The sequence below is a fragment of the Proteus sp. G4415 genome (assembly GCF_963896075.1).
In the GTDB taxonomy this organism is placed as follows: domain Bacteria; phylum Pseudomonadota; class Gammaproteobacteria; order Enterobacterales; family Enterobacteriaceae; genus Proteus; species Proteus mirabilis.
On record NZ_CAWQOK010000130.1, the window covers coordinates 24,355 to 42,782 of the forward strand.

Genomic DNA, 18,428 nt, shown 5'->3' on the forward strand with positions numbered 1-18,428 from the left:
TTCCGTGACTAAACCTCTTTATGAGAGCTACCTGCAAGCAAAAAATGAAAAAAAAGCATCTTATGCGCGTGATTTAGCAACTTACCTTAATGTAAGTGAAGCTGAGCTTACTCACGCGCGTGTTGGGCACGATGCTAAACGCTTACATGGTGATGTTCGTGATATTTTAACCGCTCTCGCAACCGTAGGCGAAGTGAAAGCCATTACTCGTAATGAAATTGCGGTTCATGAACATCTTGGTGAATATACCAATGCTCGTTTTAACGATCATGCAGGATTGATCTTAAACCCTCGAGCCCTCGATTTACGCTTTTTCTTCTCTCATTGGGCAAGTATCTTTGCATTAACCGAAGAGACGGCTCGTGGCATTCGTCATAGTATTCAATTCTTTGATCTTCATGGTGATTCTCTCCATAAAGTGTATACCACTGATAATACTCATATGGACGCATGGAATACCTTAATCGATACTTATTTATCACCAGAAAATCCCGTATTAGAGATTACCCCCGCTAAATCTTTTACTGATGCACCGGTAACAACGGCATTAGCACAACAGTTAGAACAGCAATGGCGCTCGATGACTGACGTTCATCAATTCTTTAAAATCCTGCAAGAAAATAATCTCAGTCGCCAGCAAGCGTTCAAAGCGGTCAGTGATGATTTAGCTTATCAAGTAGATAATAGTGCCTTAAAAACATTATTAGCACTGGCGAAAGAAGTACAAAATGAAATTATGATTTTCGTGGGAAATCGAGGTTGTGTACAGATCTTTACCGGTAAAATTGATCGTTTAGTACCTCATCAATTTGAAAATAGTGAACAAGTATGGATTAACATTTTTAATCCTGCATTTACACTGCATTTAATTGAGAGTGAAATTGTGGAAAGCTGGATCACTCGTAAGCCAACCCAAGATGGTTTTGTCACAAGTCTTGAACTATTTGATAGCAAAGGTCAACAGATTGCTCAGCTCTATGGACAACGCACTGAGGGAACAAAAGAACAACAACAATGGCGTGAGCAACTCAACGCTCTTGCTAAAATAGCTTAATAGAAGGATAGCTCAATGAAAAAATGGCTTCTTTTGATCCTGTGTAGTTTGATGACATTCACCAGCCTCGCTAAACAACGTATTGTCACTATTGGTGGTGATATTACTGAAATTGTTTTTGCATTAGGTGCAGGTGATCAGGTCATTGCTAGAGATAGTACGAGTTTAGTACCAGAGCAAGTTAAATCATTACCCGATGTGGGTTATATGCGCATGCTCAATCCTGAAGGTATTCTTTCGGTTAAACCGACGCTGATTATTGCTAGCGAATTAGCTCGCCCTTCTTTTGCATTACGTCGTATCGAAAAAGCAGGTGTACCTGTTGAAACTATTACGGGTACACGTTCATTAGAAGCCATTAATGAAAAAATCGATGCCATTGCAACCCTCTTACAAAAAGAAACAGAGAGTCAGCAATTAAAAGAAAAGCTCACTCAATCTATTAATCAAATTGCCACGACGCCTATTGATAAAAAAATTATTTATATCATGAGCCATGGTGGTGTTGCCCCTATGGCTGCCGGTCAAAATACTGCTGCAGATACGATTATCACACTGGTAGGCGGAAAAAATGCTATGCAAGGTTTTAGTAGTTACCGCTTACTGTCACAAGAAGGGGTTATTGCCAGCCAGCCTGATATTTTGTTGGTTACTAAAGAGGGAATAAAAGGTATTGGAGGTATCGAAAAACTGTGGGACTTGCCCGGCATAAAGTACACCCCCGCAGGTAAAAATAAGCGCTATATCGTTGTTGATGATATGGGTTTATTAGGCTTTACCTTATCAACCCCCAAAGTTATGCAACAAATTCGTCAAGCATTGGAGCAATAATGTCTCGTTTTCGCTCACCGTGGATGAGTATTGCCATTTTACTCATCTTATTTACCATCATTACGCTTATTTCTGTTAATAGCGGCCCGCTAGCACTCTCATTTAGTACTTTATGGGATCGCTCTTTTGATGATATAGAGTGGCAAATTTGGCTTGATATTCGTTTACCTCGAGTACTATTAGCTATTCTCGTCGGTGGCGCTTTAGCCATATCAGGCACCATCATGCAAGGACTATTTAGAAACTCACTTGCCGATCCTGGATTACTAGGTATTAGCAGTGGTGCTGCGCTAATGGTCGCTATTGTGATTATTTTACCCTTCTCTTTTTTATCCGTATTTTCTTTCTACAGTCATATTATTGCCGCCTTTATTGGCGGCTTAATAGTGGCAATGATTATTTTTTCATTGCATCAATTAAGTGATGGTAACTTGGCAAGATTGCTCCTAGCGGGAATTGCCATTAATGCACTTTGTATGTCTTTTATTGGTGTATTGAGCTATATCAGCACAGATCAGCAACTGCGCCAATTTTCACTATGGATGATGGGCTCTTTAAGTAAAATAGACTGGAACACCTTGGCGATTGCAACTCTCGTGATTATTCCCATTAGTGCATTAGCCTGTTGGCAAGGTCATAAACTTAACCTATTACAACTCGGTGATGAAGAAGCACATTATTTAGGGTTAAATGTAAGAAAAACAAAATTTATTTTACTACTACTCAGTGCCATTTTAATCGGTTGTGCCGTTGCATTAAGTGGTGTTATTGGGTTTGTTGGTCTTGTGGTGCCCCACCTTATTCGTATGCGATTAGGCAGTAACCATATTTGGTTATTACCGGCCACCCTATTAGGGGGAGCAATACTCTTATTAGCCGCAGATACCCTGTCAAGAACCTTGGTATCCCCTGCGGAAATTCCTGTAGGACTTATTACCGGACTTCTTGGTGGACCTTATTTTCTTTGGCTTATTTTACGACAACCAGCAGGACGCATGTCATGATGGAAAATCAACACACTCCATTATTATATGGCAATAACTTGAGCTATAAAATCGGCAATAAAACTATTCTTGAGGATGTTTCTATTGCACTTAATACCGGTGAGCTTGTCACAATCATTGGTCCGAATGGTGCTGGGAAATCATCATTATTACGTTTATTGACCGGCTATACTCCCCCGACACAAGGAGAATGTTTTTTTAAAGGGAAAACTTACTCACAGTGGAATAGTCAATTATTAGCGCAAAACCGTGCTGTTATGCGACAAAACAGCCAGCTATCATTCTCTTTTTCTGTAGAAGAAGTCGTCGCTATGGGAAGAGCGCCACATGGGCAAAAACATAAACAAATCGCAATAGAAACCGCGCTATTACAAACCAATTGTTTAAAGCTTAAAACAAGAGATTACCGTCAATTATCAGGTGGAGAGCAACAAAGAGTGCAACTTGCTAGAGTGCTTGCTCAACTTTGGCAACCGACACCTGAGAATGTTGCGCTATTTCTTGATGAACCCACATCGGCACTTGACCTCTACCACCAGCAACAAAGTTTGCGTTTATTAAAGCAACTGGTCAAAACGCAAAATTTGATGGTGTGTTGTGTTCTGCACGATCTCAACCTCGCCTCCCTTTATGCTGATCGTATTTTATTACTGCATCAGGGAAAATTAGTTTGCGAAGGTACACCTCAAGATGTACTCACCGCTGAGAATATTGAAAAATGGTATGGCGCCGAGGTCAGTGTTAATACTCATCCTGAGTTATCTCAACCTCAAGTTTTTTTACGCCCATAAATAATAAAAGAAAAAGGACTGAGTCCTGTTGAATGCAGAGCTCAGTCCTTAAAAGACGCTTAATAACATAATTTCTATTGGATGATTATTACCTTCACCAAATAGAGTATTACTGCAATGGTAAAGCAAAACTCACTTTTACCGTCTCCATGGGTACTTCTGTTTTTATGCTTTGAATGCTAGGAATTTGTGTTAAATAATCAGCGTGAAAACGGCGATAAGTGGCGAGATCTTTTGTCACAATGCGAATAAGTGCATCACATTCTCCCGCCATTAGATGGCATTCAACCACTTCGGGTAATACTTTTATCGCCTTTACAAATTCTTCAATAGTTTCAGCATCTTGTGCTCTGAACCAAATTCGCGCAAATAAAGATAATCCTGCATCAACTTTACTACCATCTAATACGGCAACATAACGCGTGATCACACCTGACTCTTCAAGTAAACGTACACGACGTAAACAAGGAGATGGTGAGAGTCCCACTTCTTTTGCCAGTTCGATGTTTTGAATTTTGCCATCGCGCTGTAACACTTGCAAAATATGCTTGTCTATCTTATCCAATTTTATTGACATCAAAGATTAACCTTAGTTCTATTTGTGGAATTTTATTGCCAATTAATTATTTTTGTTAGCAACAAAGCAACCCGATTTTTACGAAAATATCATATAATTTTTCAGCTAAATTGCACAGCAAAAACGATATTTTCTTCAATTGCTCAATCAGGTGAAAAAGATGGAATTTAACACTTTGTTATTCTTTGCCCTTACAGTACTGCCTTTAATTTGCACACCTGGCCCCGATATTCTTTTTATCTCCTCACAAGGATTAGCGGGAGGAATAAAATCAGCGTGGTTTGCCAATATCGGTGTCATTTCAGGTTATATCACACATGCTATTCTTAGTGCTTTGGGTCTTGCAACGATAATGGCAACTTCTCCCATTTTCTTTTATCTACTAAAGTGGCTAGGTGTGATTTATATTACCTACTTAGCAATCAAAATGCTGATATCTGCCTGCCAAAAAGGCCAACTCACACTACATGCAGATAAAAAAACACATCTCTTTCGCAAGGGCTTTTTAACGAGTTTTCTTAATCCGAAAGGCTTACTCGTCTATCTGGCTATTTTACCAAATTTTATCAATAACCAGAATGATATCGCTATGCAATCTCTGCTTTTATCTGGGATATTTATCACTATTTGTCTATTTATCTATGGCTTTTTAGGTACGATTTTCGCTTATATTGGTTTAAAAGGCGGATTAAGTGATAAAGGACGCCGTTATAATGATGGCATTGCCGGCAGTTTACTTACCTTTGCAGCCGTTAATTTAGCCCTTAATTAGAGGGCTAGCATCACTTTATAGTGATATTTGCTCAATGCCGTGCAATATGACCATTTAACTGATGAATACGTACGCTAATGTTCTATTTACGACGTAATTTTCGACACCCTTCACCAATAATTTGCATTCCTTTTTCAGTCTGACCATTCCATTGAAAAGAAGAGTTTAAACGAAAAGCATGATTAAACTGTGAACTGGTCGAAAACATAGCACCTGGTGCAATACTCACCCCTCTTTCGAGAGCAAAATGGTACAATGTATTAGCATCAAAGCTTGGCTCGAATTCTAACCATAGGAAATAGCCTCCGACAGGAATATTCACTTTAACATCTTTAGGTAAATGCGTTTGTATGGCCTGTAACATACGATAACGTCTCTGCTCTAATAATAATCTTAAGCGACGTAGGTGCCCGTCATACCCCCCTTGTGATAAATAGTCAGCGATAGCTTGTTGTGTTGGCATACTCGCTGATACAGTACTCATCATTTGTAACTGCTGTATTTTAGTCGCATGTTTTCCGGCTGCGACCCACCCGACTCGAAATCCTGGCGCTAAACATTTAGAAAAAGAAGCGCAGTGCAATACGCTATTGGATTTATCAAAGCCTTTCACAGGCATTGGCGCTTTTGGACTATTATACAGTTCACCATAGACATCATCTTCAATTAAGGTTATCTGTTTTGCCGCTAAAATTTCTACTAGTCTGATTTTATTTTCATCAGGCATAGTGCCACCTAATGGATTTTGGCAATGACTCATCAACCAACACGCTTTAATGTCGTATTGTTCTACCACCTTCTCTAACTCATCTAAACAAATGCCTGTCACCGGATCGGTTTTGATGGCAATCGCTTTTAATCGTAAACGCTCTATCGCCTGTAATGCGCCATAAAAAGCAGGAGATTCTATGACAACCCAATCTCCTGGCTCAGTAACAGCTTGTAAACTAAAACTTAATGATTCCATCGCACCTGCGGTGATCACAATATCGTCAGGCGATACATGAATACCTTGCAGTGCATAGCGTTGGGCTATATTACGACGTAGTTTTTCATTACCAGGAGGTAAATTAATCACTGAACTTTGAGGGGCTAAATGTCTAGCGGCAGAGGCTAATGCTCGGCTTAATTTAGGTTGAATGAATAAACTGGGATCTGGAAAGGCGGAACCGAACGGAATGATATTGGGATCTTTACAGGCTTGAAGAACATTGAATATAGAGGCGCTTATCTCAACATTTTCACTCATATGTAGCCCTTTGCTGGCAGTTACTTGAGCAAAACCTGTATTGCGATGTGCAACATAATAACCTGATTGCGGACGAGCGGTGATCCACCCTTGACTTTCTAACAGTTGATAAGATTGTAAAACGGTCATTAAACTTAAACCTGATTGTTTAACCGTATCCCGTAATGAGGGTAAACGATCACCTGATTGCCAAATATTATCTTCAATTTGTTGGCGTATCTGTGCCGCAAGCTGTTCATATCGAGTCATATTTACCTATTCACCCTCAAACTGTTATAGTCGTTTTTAAACTTATTGTCACTATTATAGTTTACTGTCATATGGTCTACTTATCCACACGATTTACCTGCTATTTACAGATCAGCGCGATTTGTATATCAAAATAATGAGGTTGTTTATGTTTGGGTTAAGTGCCTTTGATTTGGCGCGTATCCAATTTGCGTTTACCGTTTCTTTCCATATTATCTTCCCCGCAATTACTATAGGGCTAGCCAGCTTCTTAGCTGTCTTGGAAGGCTTATGGCTAAAAACTCGCAATAAGGATTATTTAGCGCTATTCCATTTTTGGTCAAAAATATTCGCTGTTAACTTTGCTATGGGCGTCGTCTCTGGTCTCGTTATGGCATATCAGTTCGGTACTAATTGGAGCTTTTTCTCCGATTTTGCCGGCTCTATCACCGGCCCTTTATTGACTTATGAAGTACTTACAGCATTCTTCTTAGAAGCTGGATTTCTAGGTGTGATGTTATTTGGCTGGAACAAAGTAGGTGAAAAATTACACTTTTTCGCCACTTGCATGGTGGCATTGGGTACATTAATGTCAACATTTTGGATTTTAGCCTCCAACAGTTGGATGCAAACACCACAGGGATTCGAAATCGTCAACAATCAAGTAGTTCCCGTTGATTGGCTAGCGGTTATTTTTAATCCTTCCTTCCCTTATCGTCTTGCTCATATGGGCGTTGCTGCATTTCTTGCTTCGGCATTCTTTATTGCCGCCTCGGCTTCATGGCATTTATTAAAAGGCAACAAGACCTCTGCAATGAAGAAGATGCTCTCGATGTCTATATGGATTATCTTAATCTTAGCGCCTATTCAAGCACTTATTGGTGATATGCATGGTTTAAATACGTTAAAACATCAACCCGCCAAAATTGCCGCGATTGAAGGGCATTGGCAAAATAATCCTGGTGAGGCTACACCGTTAATTCTATTTGGTATACCGGATATGGATGAAGAAAAAACCAAATATGCCCTTCAAATTCCTTATTTAGGTAGCCTGATATTAACTCATAGTTTAGATAAACAAGTACCAGCACTAAAAGAATTTCCTAAAGATGATAGGCCAAATTCACTGATTGTTTTTTGGTCATTTCGTATTATGGTCGGCCTTGGCATGCTGATGATTTTAGTGGGTGTATGGGGCACATGGTTACGTTATAAGAAAAAATTATATCAATCTAACCTCTTCTTGCGATTCACTTTTCTAATGGCACCTTCAGGATTAATTGCCATTTTAGCGGGTTGGTTTACTACAGAAGTAGGTCGACAACCTTGGGTTGTGTATGGGATACAACGAACACGAGATGCGGTATCTGCTCATGGTGAAATGCATATGAGCATTAGCCTACTGATTTTCTTTATCGTTTATGGATCTGTATTCGGAATTGGATATGCCTATATGTTAAAACTTATCCGCAAAGGTGCGCCGGAGGTTCAAGATGGGAATTGATTTACCCGTTATTTGGTTCATCATCATCGTATTTAGCACATTAATGTATATTGTGATGGATGGCTTCGATCTCGGCATCGGCATGCTCTATCCTTTTATAAAAGAGAGAGAAGATCGCGATTTAATGATGAATACTGTCGCCCCGGTATGGGACGGCAATGAAACATGGCTAGTTTTAGGTGGTGCGGCGCTATTTGGTGCGTTTCCTTTAGCGTATTCAGTGATCCTTGATGCTTTAGCCATGCCTTTAACTATCATGCTAGTTGCGCTTATTTTCAGGGGCGTTGCTTTTGAATTTCGCTTTAAAGCCGATGACACTCATAAAGTTTTTTGGGATAACGCCTTTATTGTCGGCTCTCTATTAACCACCTTTATGCAAGGTATAGTCGTCGGTAGTATTGTTCAAGGTTTACCCATTATTGACCGTACTTTTGCAGGAAGCTATTTTGATTGGCTATCACCCTTTGCCCTGTTTTGTGGCTTTGGTCTAGTCATTGCCTACTCACTGTTAGGGTGTGGCTGGCTCATTATGAAAACTCAAGGCCATTTACAACAGAGTTTGTATAAAGTGATCTTGCCATTAACGTTCGTTATGCTAGCAGTGATAGCCGTTGTCAGTTTATGGACACCATTAGCACAACCGGCGATTGCTGAACGTTGGTTTTCACTACCCAATATTTTCTTTTTCTTACCTGTACCACTGCTAGTGTTATATAGCGCTTGGTTGATTATTCGCGCAGTAAAGAAAAAAGATCATTACTTACCTTTCTTTGCTTCTCTAGCGATTATATTTCTTGGTTTTACTGGGCTAGGGATTAGTATCTGGCCAAATATTATACCGCCGGCAATTAGTTTTATCGATGCATCAGCACCACCGGAAAGTCAAGGTTTTATGCTCGTTGGTGCGCTATTTATCATTCCCATTATTCTCGTTTATACATTCTGGAGTTATTACGTATTCAGAGGAAAAACCAATTATGAAGAAGGCTATCACTGATCCGAACCCTGAAACAAAACCCTCATTACTGAAAAAATGGGGTTGGTTAATTACCATTTGGTTTTGTAGTGTTTTAGCGCTATTTGCCGTTTCTTCGCTATTTCGTTTTTTAATGACGGCAGCGGGAATGAAAGTAAAGTAAAAAATCAATCAGGTAATATAAAAATAAAGCGGGATAAATTCCCGCTTTATATTAGTTAAAAAAATTCCTCTTTTTAACTCGCGTTACTGTTAGTGACTCTCCCCTCATAAAAATACAAGCGCTTTAATTTGTTGATTTTTATTTTCTTTATTTACATCTTATTTGAACTACATCACGCTTCGACAAGTCAATCTTATTCATGGCTTTACTAAATTAGTGTTAATAGTGATAATGACTATCATTATTGATTGTAAATGATAATATATAACAAGTAATAAATAGCTTAGATGGGTTGGATAAACGTGAGTAATCAAGACAGCACACAACAAAAGAATATTTATCGTCCTGCACCGCCTCGTTTGGTGCAAGTAAAACGTATAGTAGATATCACGCCGGGCATGCGCTCTATTACCTTTACTAGCGATGACTTGGACAATTATCCAAGTCACACAGGTGGTGCCCATTTAAAAATATTTTTACCTGTAGAAGGCCAAACTAAACCAACAATTCCAACACTCACTGACAAAGGCCCTAGTTGGCCCGAAAACCAACCAAGAGCGATAGTACGAACTTACAGTGTGCGAGCTATTCGTCCTGAATTAAAAGAGCTTGATATTGAATTTGCGGTTCATGAAGATGCAGGGCCGGCCATTAATTTTGCTTTAAATGCCAAGGTAGGTGATTATATTGGCATTACTAATCCTGGAGGGCCTGATCCCCTATTGGCTCCCGCCTCTCATTACTATATGGCAGCCGATCCCAGCTCATTACCCGCTTTAATGGCATTAATTGAAACAATGTCACCCGATGTACAGGGTAAAGCGGTGATCCGCATAGAAAATGAATCAGATCGCCAAATCATTGATGCTCCTCAGGGGCTAGAAATTGTTTGGCTAGTCGGCTCTGTTGAAACACAAACTCAACCTCTGATTGATGAATTTATCTCTTGGTCGTTACCAAAGGAAGATGTGGCATTTTGGATCGCCGGAGAAGATAAAATTATCCGTGCACTAAGACGTTATATTCGTCGTGATAAAGGCTATGAGCGCGGACAGATTTATGCTATCCCTTATTGGCGTTTTGGCTTTAATGAAGAAGGTTATCATGCAGAGCGTCATCATGTTATGGATAATGAAGATGTAAGCTAAGCGTATTTTAGATAAAACGAGTTGGCTGTACCGGCAGCATATTAAGACCCTCATTTAATATGCTGCCTTTTTATAGGAATGGTAATAGCGAAGAAATCTTTAATATTTAACTTATATAAACAATAATTCACCTAACACAACTCCTGACAAAACAAACAAAAAAACTATCAACTCATCAAAATTAAATAAATAACAGAAATAAAACCCAATTTACACAGTCAATTTAAACAAAAAAATATAAACCATTAAGCCAATCAAAATCTTTCACTAAAATAATATTTAATTATTATTGAAACAGAACAGTAATTTAATTATTATACCGCCGCTTGACGTTACTCTTTATTAGCTAGATATAACATATTGAACTTAATTTATTTATATTTTTAGAGTGAAGAGTTCAAAAACAATAGCAAATAATAATTTTATTATCTTCAATTGATTATTAGAATTTGACTGAGTCAAAAAATAATAGAGATTAACCTAAATCTATGTATTTTTACTATTGAATTAAGGATGAAAAATGAATTGGTACTTAGAGGTTATTAAAAATAATTATGCTAATTTTTCAGGTCGTGCGCGCCGAAAAGAATATTGGATGTTTATAGTGGTAAATACCATTATTTTAGCTGTGTTATATGGGATCATGTTCTCTTCTATCGACAGTTATACTGGTGAAATGAGTGGCACAGGCTTTGCTGCTTTGATTATTATCGGTATCTACTCTTTAGCAACTATTATTCCTAATATTGCCGTGACAGTGCGCCGTTTTCATGACCAAGATAGATCTGGTTGGATGGTTTTATTATCATTTATTCCTTTCGTTGGCGGACTGATCCTGTTTATTTTTATGTGCTTAGATGGCACTAGAGGTGAAAATAGATTTGGTCTTGACCCTAAAGCCTAATAGCTAATTAATTTCTATCTTAATACAGTGAGTAAACTATTTATATAATTTACTTACTGTATTGATTCTCCTTTCTCTTACAGTTACTTCTCTTATCCCCTATTAGCATAGGATTTTATGCCTGATTATTTTAAGTAATATTATCCACATACTATTATGCTCATGTATGCCATATAGTAATTTAAATAACATGAATGTTTTTTATCGGCAGCATATTAATACTCTTATTTAATATGCTGCCTTTTTTATTGCTATGCTAAAGAAATATTTTAATCACTATATGCTGCTAATACATGCTGACATAGACTAGAACGCACACAATCTTCTTCATTAAATTTAATGACACCAACACGATCATTAGCTTGAAAACGACTTAGTGCATCAGCTAATCCTGAGTTTACATTGACAGGTAAATCGCATTGCGTAATATCACCGTTAACAATCACTGTCACATTTTCTCCCATTCGCGTTAAAAATAATTTCATTTGATTAATGGTGACATTTTGCGCTTCATCCAATATGACAAATGCATTTTCAAAAGTACGTCCTCGCATATAGGCAAATGGGGCTATTTCAACTTTGCCTATTTCAGGCCGTAAACAATATTGTAAAAAAGAGGCGCCTAAACGTTTAACTAATACATCATAGACAGGACGAAAATAAGGCGCGAATTTTTCTGCTATATCGCCAGGAAGAAAACCTAAATCTTCATCAGCTTGTAATACAGGCCGAGTAACAATAATTCGCTCTATCTCTTTATTAATAAGGGCATCAGCAGCCATTGCTGCACTTAAAAACGTTTTACCACACCCCGCTTCCCCTGTCGCAAAAACTAAATTTTGATGTTTAATAGCGTTCATATATTGGCGTTGAACTTCATTGCGAGGAGAGAGTGTTCGTTGATCACGTTTCTCTCTCGCCATACCAATTGTTTCTAGATCCCCAAATCCTGGTAAAACCATAACATTATCTCGATGGGCGGCATTACGTTGCTCTTTACGTAATGTACGTTTATTTTCTCTACGTAAACGTGTTGCTACTTTTTGTCTACTCATAATGGTATTTACCTTTGTTAGTCTCAAAAAGTCATCAGAACAATCATTGTTTGACTAGAAAATAAGGTGAGCCTCCCTCAGACTCTATTGCGCTGTAGAAAACAAAAAAGCCGGTCACAAACTTGAGCATTAAACATCAATGCACAGTTGCTACCAGCTTTGTCTTGGTGATTTAAAATTTTGATTGCTTCTGTCATTCATATTCCCCATCATGGAGTTAGAGTGAAAATTAACGAAGCTTTATGACAGTATAATGACAGAACAAAAATTTTTTCAATATTTAAGTCATTAATAACGCGATTAAGTTAACATTTTGCTAACAAAAAGCGCTATTGAGGGGAATAAAATGCGTTTTTTAAAATTACCTTTTATTTATTGGCTGCTACTCAATTGCATCCCATTTATTGGCTTTGAACTACACTCAGGCAATATAAAACCCAGTGTTTTTTTCTATTTAGGTGCCCTAACGATCATCACTTCAGGGATTTGGCTATTTTTCTGCCTTTACTTTTTTATCAAACATAATACATCCCCTAACCCTCACCAGACACCGCGCCAGTTAGTCACCACAGGTCCATATAAAATAAGTAGAAATCCTATGTATCTTGGCTTTCTCGATATTAGTATTGGGCTGTTTTTTATTTTTGGTAACTGGGGATTTTTAGGGGCTGCGCTTGCCTTCTACTTTATTACCGATCGCTATACTATTGTGCAAGAAGAGAAAATATTAAGTGAGCGGTTTCCACAAGCGTGGCGACAATATTGCCGCCACGTTCGACGCTGGATATAAAAGATGTAGACTAAAGCGCTTTACAGTTATTTGCTAATCGGTAACCCGCTTTAGTTGCTTCATTTTCGGTTTTAAAATATACCGCATTTTTATCTGACATGGTTCTATAACCAGTACAGTGTGAAAAATGATAAATTTTACTATTTAGATTACCTTTGATCTGCTCATCTTGGGAGACTGTGGGCGCTTTAGGCATTCCTATTTTGTCAGTTGTAGGACGATATGTTGCAGTTAATCCTGCACCACTATTTTTATGTCCTAACTGCCACTTCATTTGTCCCGTAACAAAGGGATTATGATGCCCAACAATGTTAGCAATTCGATTATCTCGCTCTCTTTCCCACGGTGTTGGTGGGTAAGCTTTATCCCATGCCATAAAAAGCTGTTGTTGTTGACGTGACATTGAGAGGTTATAACGATCATGTAAGTAGAAATAGACACGTGCAACTTGGCCTTTCACCTCATTACGAGGCTCAAAGGTGCGAGAAGCAAAATCGACCCGACTGCGACACTGGCCATATTGATAAGGCGCTTGAGATGATAATTGACCAAAGCTAAAATTACTGCGATCACCATTCACCTCTCCAATCGAAGGCGCTAGATTATGTAAATCAGCCTCAATTTTGCCAAAAATAGGATCGTTTTTAACACAGTTAGCTCGCCCACCATTTTGCCAGCATTGACGTTGATGACCAAAAACCCAAGCAGGGACGATATGTTCCCATTCAATGCGTGAAGCTCGGGTGGCTTGTGCCCTCACTTGATAACCACAACTGGCTAAATTAACACGTCCCCCCGATTTTCCTACCCACTCCCAATGACAACCACAATACAGCGTACCTTGGTTGTTTTGATTTTGATCATAATAAATGTGTTCTCTGGCTAGCTGTTTTGCTTTAGTGAAATTTTCCGGTGCCTGTGCAGATACATTTAGCGTAATAATAAATAAACCTAACGCTAAAACAATATAGTGTAATATTTTTCTCAAAGTGCTATCTACCTTATACTCTCTTTTATTAAACCTAATAAGATTTATTATTAAATAACCAACTAATAATCTTATTTTTATTTGCGCTTACCATACCTTTTTTATTTATTTGAAGATATCTTTTTAATTCATTTTTTGATGGATTTACTAAAACAATACAAATGAAAAGTGCTAGAAAAAGGCGCTATTCATGTCATTGTGTAAAAACATCTTTGCTATGGTTTAAAGATTGGTATTTTAATGGAATAGATAAAATGAATGAGAATATGCTGAATTTAATGAATGAGCTCGTCGAAATAACCAAAAAGCATGCGAACAATGAAGATGTTAAAGCGCATGCTAATTTAGAATCAGAAAATAAATTAAGAATTCAAATTATTATTTCTGGTAAAAATGAACTGGATATTACATTAAATTCGCTACAACATGCGGTATAAAGCATTTATACACTAGGGCGTTTACGATATAACCACAATCCAGGTAAAGATAGTCCAATAGAAAGAGCACCCACAATAAATGAAGCTTTAAGAAAATTAGTCACTAAAGCTTCAAAAATTTCTTCGCTATAGCCTATTTGAGTTAACTTCACCACTGAGATCATCGCAACATAAGCATTGATCCCAGGAAACATAGGAATAATTGCTGCAACAGTGAAAACTTTTGGATGAGCTAACCACCAGCGTGACCATTGAATACCTATACAACCGACTAGAATAGCGGCACAAAAGCTTGCCCACTCAATATTCATACCACTTATCATTAATACCGTACGAGAGCCATGCCCTATTGCACCTAACAACGCACAATATTTTAATGCACGTAACGGTACATTAAATACCATTGCAAACCCCACCGCAGGTATTGCCGCTAAAATCATATCTTCAATTAGCGTTATAATAATGTTGATTATGCCCAATCTCTTAACTCCCATACTGCCATCGCTAAAATAACCCCTAAGCAGGTAGCAAGTGTTAACATCGTCGCCATCGCCCAGCGTGCGAGTCCTGTATTAACATGACCTTTAAACATATCAGCAACAGCATTAATTAAAGGAAATCCAGGAACTAATAATAGAACGCTCGCGGCCATTGATATAGTGGCAGTAACTTGAAAATAAGGGAGTTTTAGCAATAAACCTGATACTGATGTCGCAACAAATGCCGTGATACAAAAGTTGATTAAAGGATTTACTTGACGATGAGTGAGGAGCTGACGAACCCACATTCCCATTCCTCCCCCCAAAGCAGAGACTAAAAAGCCATCCCAATCACCGCCATTCAATTTGGAAAAACATCCACAAGAAAGTGCAACCATAACAATAATTATCCAACGTGGATAACGTAGTGGTTTGATATGTTCAAAACGTTTCCTTGCTTCATCAATATCCGCGAGATGATGCTCAACTAAAATAACAATGTGCTGAACTTCGGTAACAACATGCATATTGATACCACGATCAACAATTTTTCGTGTTGAGGTTTGGCAATGACCATTAACTATTGTCGTTAATACCACCGCATTGGCTGAAATGGCCGTTTCAACTTGATGAACGCCTAAAGCCAGCCCAAGTCGCGTTGAGAGCTGTTCAACCAACATACTTTCAGCACCATGTTGTAACAACAATAGCGCCGTTTGAATACATAATTTCGTAATTTCACGCTGTTTATCTTGTGAAATGGCATATTCTTCAGCCATTATCTGATTATCCATACTACGCCTTAGTATTTATCAAAAAACGCGCCATAACCAATTGAAAGCTTATCAGTATAGTTCAATCATGACGCTATCGTCTTTCTATACTATTATGAATAATTAAAATATTTAAGGCTGAAAGTAGATCAAAGTTTTCTCTTACTATCATATGATTGTAATAAATATAAAATATAGTGATTATATTTCTCAAATAGTATTGATATTAGTCATCATATGTTGCCAAAGGAAATCAAGATCTTCCGGAATAGGTTGTGAATTAAATAACTGTTTTTTAAGTTCTTTTTCTTTTATATTACCAATATGAGAAATAAGCACAGGATAAACTACATTTTTAAAAAAATGTTTCCCGTGTATATATTGTTTTAATTGTTGATCTACTGTGCATGCATTTATTTCTTGCTTTTTATGCTTGAGTTTTTCTAATAATTGAGAAGGCTCAAGATATTGATGCCACTTTTGTAAAATTTGTTCAATTTTTACTGTATCATTGCTTGTATTAAGTTCTAATAACGATTCTTTAAATCCTAAACTTCTTAATCCTTCCCATAAAGGATTAATGATTGCCCATACCGCAGCATGATTTCGCCAATTTTCAAGCTGGGTCTCGATATCTTTCCTTAATGTTTCACATCCATTTTCTATGCTATTTTTCTTATTTTCAGGTAATGCAGACCAAATTTCATCAGGAAGAACAAGATAGTTCTCAATACAAAAACGAGGAAGGATGAATAAATTGGGTAATTGTTCTTGTTTTTCCTCAATTTTAGCATTATCCCATTCATCTCTATCGACAATACCAAGCCAATCTTGTTCTTGGGCTAAAATATCCAACACATTTTGTTTCTTGCCCGTGCTAGCAATAACCCAATACTGTTCCCAACTAGGAAACTTTTTTCTTAAAAAAGCGCCAAAAGCTAACTCATCATCACTGCCTTCAACTAATAATACTTTTTTAGTTGAGCTACCTATTTGTTGATCTTTTATTCGATTAATTGTTCCATCAATTTTCGACATTCACCGATCCTTTTAGCAAAGTAAGATCAATACGTGAACCAAATTTTTCATAGCGTTGCCAAACTTCTGTTGAGTGTGACGTTAAAATTAACTGCCCTTTCTTATTAGTCACAATATTTTCGATAGCCGCTAAGAGAGGTGCGATAACAGAAGGATGTAGATGTAGATCAGGTTCATCTATTAATACAATTCCTCCTGGTTTTAGCCAACGTTGGATTGTAAATAACATAATAAGTATTTGATGTTCGCCAGAACTTAACTCATCAAACGTATGTTGCCTTCCATTTGATAAAATAATCTGTTGACGTGTACCTGGAAGAATTTCACTATCAATTCTTTTATCTGAAAAAAAGTAATTTAAACTCTTTATCATGTTAGGGTATTCATTAGGCAGTGTCGCTTTTAAATTAAACAGTGAAGTTTCTATTTGCCCATTCCAATCATTAGTCACCGTATAAGTCGCGAGCCATGCTTGGTTAAGATCGTCTGGGTATAATGATTTTCTCGTTGCTGTTGGATTTACCCATTTACGCGCTTCTGCATCTAAATAGACAATATTAGGAATAGATAATTCTGGATCCAATTCATTATAAAGTGATTGAATACGTCTTTTCCCTAAATATTTATAGGTCTCAATCAGATTATCATTATGTTTATTTTCACTAGATGGAAAATATAATTTATTTTTCTTTTTATTATTTGAAATTTCACCTATCCACATTACATCTAAATAGTTTGTTACTACTTGGGAAAAAAAATCATCTGAACCATAAAAAAGTCCAATTTTAATCTTATCATCAGAAGAAAGATTAAAATCTTCAAAAATAATAGCGATCCCTCCCCAACGTTCTAACCATTTTCGTGTATTGCTCGCTGGAGCTAACGGTTGTTCAGTACTTAGCCAAATACCTAATGCTTCCCATAAAATAGCTATGCCCCGTAATAAAGTCGATTTACCACAACCATTATTACCGGTAAATAAAACTTGAGCTTCAATCTCATTAGACCAATCATCTTCTAACTTAATAACACCATCAGCTAATGGTCCTACAGATTGTGTATAAATTGAACTAATTCTCATTGGAATGCCCTGAAATGTTTACTTTAATAGCTAAAATACCATCTCTTTATTCTCGCGTCTTTACCTCTTTCACACAACGATAAAATATTCTCTTTCTATTGTTAACTTACATCATCAATATGACTATTACGCTTTCAAATTAGTATAAAAGCACCTTAGGATGCTTTTATACCTAACTTAAATTATTCATAATCCTTTATTTATTATTTATTGCCCAGAAGTTTATTAGCTTGAGCATAAGCCCCATCAAGGGTTTCTTCAACAAAGATAGGTACACCGTACACCGCAGAAACAACGGGAGATAACTGCATCAGTTGCTCTTTATCATTTGTTTGTTGATTGACGGTCATGATCATTCCAGCACAATATTGACTTAATGGCATTTTCCCTGTTTTCAGCCAGCGTCTAACGGCTTTCATGCCCTCCATATCCTCTTGTTCATTTTTCTTGTTGATAGGTGGGTAAACCAATACAAAGTTTTGTTTTTGAGCAAGCACTAAGTCCATTTCAGCAATCCAGTTATTAGCATGCTCTAACGTTTCTGGGAAAACCTGCATGGTAATAATGGGAAATTGGTCAACAGACA

21 protein-coding genes are annotated in these 18,428 nt (G+C 37.4%); 12 read left to right on the forward strand and 9 right to left on the reverse strand.

The genetic code is table 11. The features are described from left to right. Nucleotides 1-4: 4 nt before the first annotated feature. The 4 genes from AACU95_RS14150 to AACU95_RS14165 are packed head-to-tail and all read left to right on the forward strand — an operon-like array spanning nucleotide 5 to nucleotide 3,680. On the forward strand, nucleotides 5-1,054 hold the full coding sequence (locus tag AACU95_RS14150; protein ID WP_036907935.1) for a hemin-degrading factor: 1,050 nt from the start codon (nucleotides 5-7) through the stop codon (nucleotides 1,052-1,054). Between the two features lie 15 nt (nucleotides 1,055-1,069). Beyond that, the gene (locus tag AACU95_RS14155) at nucleotides 1,070-1,885 is read left to right on the forward strand and encodes a heme/hemin ABC transporter substrate-binding protein (protein WP_004243179.1); all 816 of its coding nucleotides are present in this window, start codon (nucleotides 1,070-1,072) and stop codon (nucleotides 1,883-1,885) included. Beyond that, nucleotides 1,885-2,889, forward strand: a complete 1,005-nt coding sequence (locus tag AACU95_RS14160) for a FecCD family ABC transporter permease (protein ID WP_004248185.1) — start codon at nucleotides 1,885-1,887, stop codon at nucleotides 2,887-2,889. The genes AACU95_RS14155 and AACU95_RS14160 overlap by 1 nt, the downstream gene beginning before the upstream one ends. Further along, nucleotides 2,886-3,680 carry a heme ABC transporter ATP-binding protein gene (locus AACU95_RS14165; RefSeq protein ID WP_004243181.1) on the forward strand — a complete coding sequence of 265 codons (795 nt, stop codon included), beginning with the start codon at nucleotides 2,886-2,888 and terminating at the stop codon, nucleotides 3,678-3,680. The genes AACU95_RS14160 and AACU95_RS14165 overlap by 4 nt, the downstream gene beginning before the upstream one ends. Before the next feature lie 109 nt (nucleotides 3,681-3,789). On the opposite strand, the gene AACU95_RS14170 is transcribed toward AACU95_RS14165, so the two are convergent. Then, nucleotides 3,790-4,257 (reverse strand): Lrp/AsnC family transcriptional regulator, encoded by a 468-nt coding sequence (locus tag AACU95_RS14170; RefSeq protein WP_004243182.1) that lies wholly within the window; start codon nucleotides 4,255-4,257, stop codon nucleotides 3,790-3,792. A 160-nt stretch (nucleotides 4,258-4,417) separates the two neighbouring features. On the opposite strand from AACU95_RS14170, the gene AACU95_RS14175 reads away from it, so the two are divergent. Beyond that, on the forward strand, nucleotides 4,418-5,029 hold the full coding sequence (locus tag AACU95_RS14175) for a LysE family translocator (protein WP_004250963.1): 612 nt from the start codon (nucleotides 4,418-4,420) through the stop codon (nucleotides 5,027-5,029). A gap of 82 nt (nucleotides 5,030-5,111) precedes the next feature. On the opposite strand, the gene AACU95_RS14180 is transcribed toward AACU95_RS14175, so the two are convergent. Continuing rightward, nucleotides 5,112-6,527 carry an aminotransferase-like domain-containing protein gene (locus AACU95_RS14180; protein ID WP_004248187.1) on the reverse strand — a complete coding sequence of 472 codons (1,416 nt, stop codon included), beginning with the start codon at nucleotides 6,525-6,527 and terminating at the stop codon, nucleotides 5,112-5,114. 148 nt (nucleotides 6,528-6,675) lie between these two features. Between AACU95_RS14180 and AACU95_RS14185 the strand changes: the two genes are divergently transcribed. The 5 genes from AACU95_RS14185 (at nucleotide 6,676) to AACU95_RS14205 (ending at nucleotide 11,201) form a co-directional block, all read left to right on the forward strand. Next, nucleotides 6,676-8,010 (forward strand): cytochrome ubiquinol oxidase subunit I, encoded by a 1,335-nt coding sequence (locus AACU95_RS14185; RefSeq protein ID WP_012367992.1) that lies wholly within the window; start codon nucleotides 6,676-6,678, stop codon nucleotides 8,008-8,010. Continuing rightward, nucleotides 8,000-9,007: a cytochrome d ubiquinol oxidase subunit II gene (gene cydB / locus AACU95_RS14190; protein ID WP_017628072.1), complete on the forward strand. Its 1,008-nt coding sequence runs from the start codon at nucleotides 8,000-8,002 to the stop codon at nucleotides 9,005-9,007. Before AACU95_RS14185 ends, cydB begins: the two co-directional genes overlap by 11 nt. Beyond that, nucleotides 8,988-9,149 carry a DUF2474 domain-containing protein gene (locus AACU95_RS14195; RefSeq protein ID WP_004243187.1) on the forward strand — a complete coding sequence of 54 codons (162 nt, stop codon included), beginning with the start codon at nucleotides 8,988-8,990 and terminating at the stop codon, nucleotides 9,147-9,149. Before cydB ends, AACU95_RS14195 begins: the two co-directional genes overlap by 20 nt. Before the next feature lie 287 nt (nucleotides 9,150-9,436). Continuing rightward, complete coding sequence (locus AACU95_RS14200) at nucleotides 9,437-10,297, forward strand: siderophore-interacting protein (protein ID WP_004243188.1); 861 nt, start codon at nucleotides 9,437-9,439, stop codon at nucleotides 10,295-10,297. A 520-nt stretch (nucleotides 10,298-10,817) separates the two neighbouring features. Next, entirely contained in the window at nucleotides 10,818-11,201 is a 384-nt protein-coding gene (locus AACU95_RS14205; protein WP_004243189.1) for a DUF805 domain-containing protein, read from the forward strand. A gap of 269 nt (nucleotides 11,202-11,470) precedes the next feature. On the opposite strand, the gene phoH is transcribed toward AACU95_RS14205, so the two are convergent. Beyond that, nucleotides 11,471-12,256, reverse strand: coding sequence for a phosphate starvation-inducible protein PhoH (phoH, locus tag AACU95_RS14210; RefSeq protein ID WP_049207935.1), 786 nt, complete (start codon nucleotides 12,254-12,256; stop codon nucleotides 11,471-11,473). A 346-nt stretch (nucleotides 12,257-12,602) separates the two neighbouring features. Here phoH and AACU95_RS14215 point away from each other — a divergent pair, with 346 nt between their 5' ends. After that, nucleotides 12,603-13,046, forward strand: a complete 444-nt coding sequence (locus tag AACU95_RS14215; protein ID WP_049236535.1) for a methyltransferase family protein — start codon at nucleotides 12,603-12,605, stop codon at nucleotides 13,044-13,046. Nucleotides 13,047-13,056: 10 nt separating this feature from the next. Here the strand turns inward: AACU95_RS14215 and AACU95_RS14220 are convergent, their stop codons facing one another. After that, nucleotides 13,057-14,034: an endonuclease gene (locus tag AACU95_RS14220; protein ID WP_049236537.1), complete on the reverse strand. Its 978-nt coding sequence runs from the start codon at nucleotides 14,032-14,034 to the stop codon at nucleotides 13,057-13,059. A gap of 254 nt (nucleotides 14,035-14,288) precedes the next feature. On the opposite strand from AACU95_RS14220, the gene AACU95_RS14225 reads away from it, so the two are divergent. Next, entirely contained in the window at nucleotides 14,289-14,471 is a 183-nt protein-coding gene (locus AACU95_RS14225; protein WP_004248195.1) for a hypothetical protein, read from the forward strand. A 5-nt stretch (nucleotides 14,472-14,476) separates the two neighbouring features. Here the strand turns inward: AACU95_RS14225 and AACU95_RS14230 are convergent, their stop codons facing one another. The 5 genes from AACU95_RS14230 to AACU95_RS14250 form a co-directional block, all read right to left on the reverse strand. After that, nucleotides 14,477-14,950 carry a threonine/serine exporter gene (locus AACU95_RS14230; RefSeq protein WP_049200898.1) on the reverse strand — a complete coding sequence of 158 codons (474 nt, stop codon included), beginning with the start codon at nucleotides 14,948-14,950 and terminating at the stop codon, nucleotides 14,477-14,479. Further along, complete coding sequence (locus tag AACU95_RS14235) at nucleotides 14,941-15,744, reverse strand: threonine/serine exporter family protein (RefSeq protein ID WP_004243198.1); 804 nt, start codon at nucleotides 15,742-15,744, stop codon at nucleotides 14,941-14,943. Before AACU95_RS14235 ends, AACU95_RS14230 begins: the two co-directional genes overlap by 10 nt. A 189-nt stretch (nucleotides 15,745-15,933) precedes the next feature. After that, the gene (locus AACU95_RS14240; RefSeq protein ID WP_017826954.1) at nucleotides 15,934-16,761 is read right to left on the reverse strand and encodes a DUF4435 domain-containing protein; all 828 of its coding nucleotides are present in this window, start codon (nucleotides 16,759-16,761) and stop codon (nucleotides 15,934-15,936) included. Further along, the gene (locus AACU95_RS14245; protein ID WP_017826953.1) at nucleotides 16,748-17,842 is read right to left on the reverse strand and encodes an AAA family ATPase; all 1,095 of its coding nucleotides are present in this window, start codon (nucleotides 17,840-17,842) and stop codon (nucleotides 16,748-16,750) included. The genes AACU95_RS14240 and AACU95_RS14245 overlap by 14 nt, the downstream gene beginning before the upstream one ends. 203 nt (nucleotides 17,843-18,045) lie before the next feature. Continuing rightward, a partial coding sequence (locus AACU95_RS14250) for a hypothetical protein (RefSeq protein ID WP_161737101.1) occupies nucleotides 18,046-18,428 on the reverse strand: 383 nt, incomplete at its 5' end.

Excerpts from the sequence above, each read along its gene's own strand:
- AACU95_RS14155 (WP_004243179.1), top strand. The coding sequence starts at position 1,070 with ATGAAAAAATGGCTTCTTTTGATCCTGTGTAGTTTGATGACATTCACC.
- AACU95_RS14160 (WP_004248185.1), top strand. The coding sequence starts at position 1,885 with ATGTCTCGTTTTCGCTCACCGTGGATGAGTATTGCCATTTTACTCATC.
- AACU95_RS14165 (WP_004243181.1), top strand. The coding sequence starts at position 2,886 with ATGATGGAAAATCAACACACTCCATTATTATATGGCAATAACTTGAGC.
- AACU95_RS14170 (WP_004243182.1), bottom strand. The coding sequence starts at position 4,257 with ATGTCAATAAAATTGGATAAGATAGACAAGCATATTTTGCAAGTGTTA.
- AACU95_RS14175 (WP_004250963.1), top strand. The coding sequence starts at position 4,418 with ATGGAATTTAACACTTTGTTATTCTTTGCCCTTACAGTACTGCCTTTA.
- AACU95_RS14180 (WP_004248187.1), bottom strand. The coding sequence starts at position 6,527 with ATGACTCGATATGAACAGCTTGCGGCACAGATACGCCAACAAATTGAA.
- AACU95_RS14185 (WP_012367992.1), top strand. The coding sequence starts at position 6,676 with ATGTTTGGGTTAAGTGCCTTTGATTTGGCGCGTATCCAATTTGCGTTT.
- cydB (WP_017628072.1), top strand. The coding sequence starts at position 8,000 with ATGGGAATTGATTTACCCGTTATTTGGTTCATCATCATCGTATTTAGC.
- AACU95_RS14195 (WP_004243187.1), top strand. The coding sequence starts at position 8,988 with ATGAAGAAGGCTATCACTGATCCGAACCCTGAAACAAAACCCTCATTA.
- AACU95_RS14200 (WP_004243188.1), top strand. The coding sequence starts at position 9,437 with ATGGGTTGGATAAACGTGAGTAATCAAGACAGCACACAACAAAAGAAT.
- AACU95_RS14205 (WP_004243189.1), top strand. The coding sequence starts at position 10,818 with ATGAATTGGTACTTAGAGGTTATTAAAAATAATTATGCTAATTTTTCA.
- phoH (WP_049207935.1), bottom strand. The coding sequence starts at position 12,256 with ATGAGTAGACAAAAAGTAGCAACACGTTTACGTAGAGAAAATAAACGT.
- AACU95_RS14215 (WP_049236535.1), top strand. The coding sequence starts at position 12,603 with ATGCGTTTTTTAAAATTACCTTTTATTTATTGGCTGCTACTCAATTGC.
- AACU95_RS14225 (WP_004248195.1), top strand. The coding sequence starts at position 14,289 with ATGAATGAGAATATGCTGAATTTAATGAATGAGCTCGTCGAAATAACC.
- AACU95_RS14235 (WP_004243198.1), bottom strand. The coding sequence starts at position 15,744 with ATGGATAATCAGATAATGGCTGAAGAATATGCCATTTCACAAGATAAA.
- AACU95_RS14240 (WP_017826954.1), bottom strand. The coding sequence starts at position 16,761 with ATGTCGAAAATTGATGGAACAATTAATCGAATAAAAGATCAACAAATA.
- AACU95_RS14245 (WP_017826953.1), bottom strand. The coding sequence starts at position 17,842 with ATGAGAATTAGTTCAATTTATACACAATCTGTAGGACCATTAGCTGAT.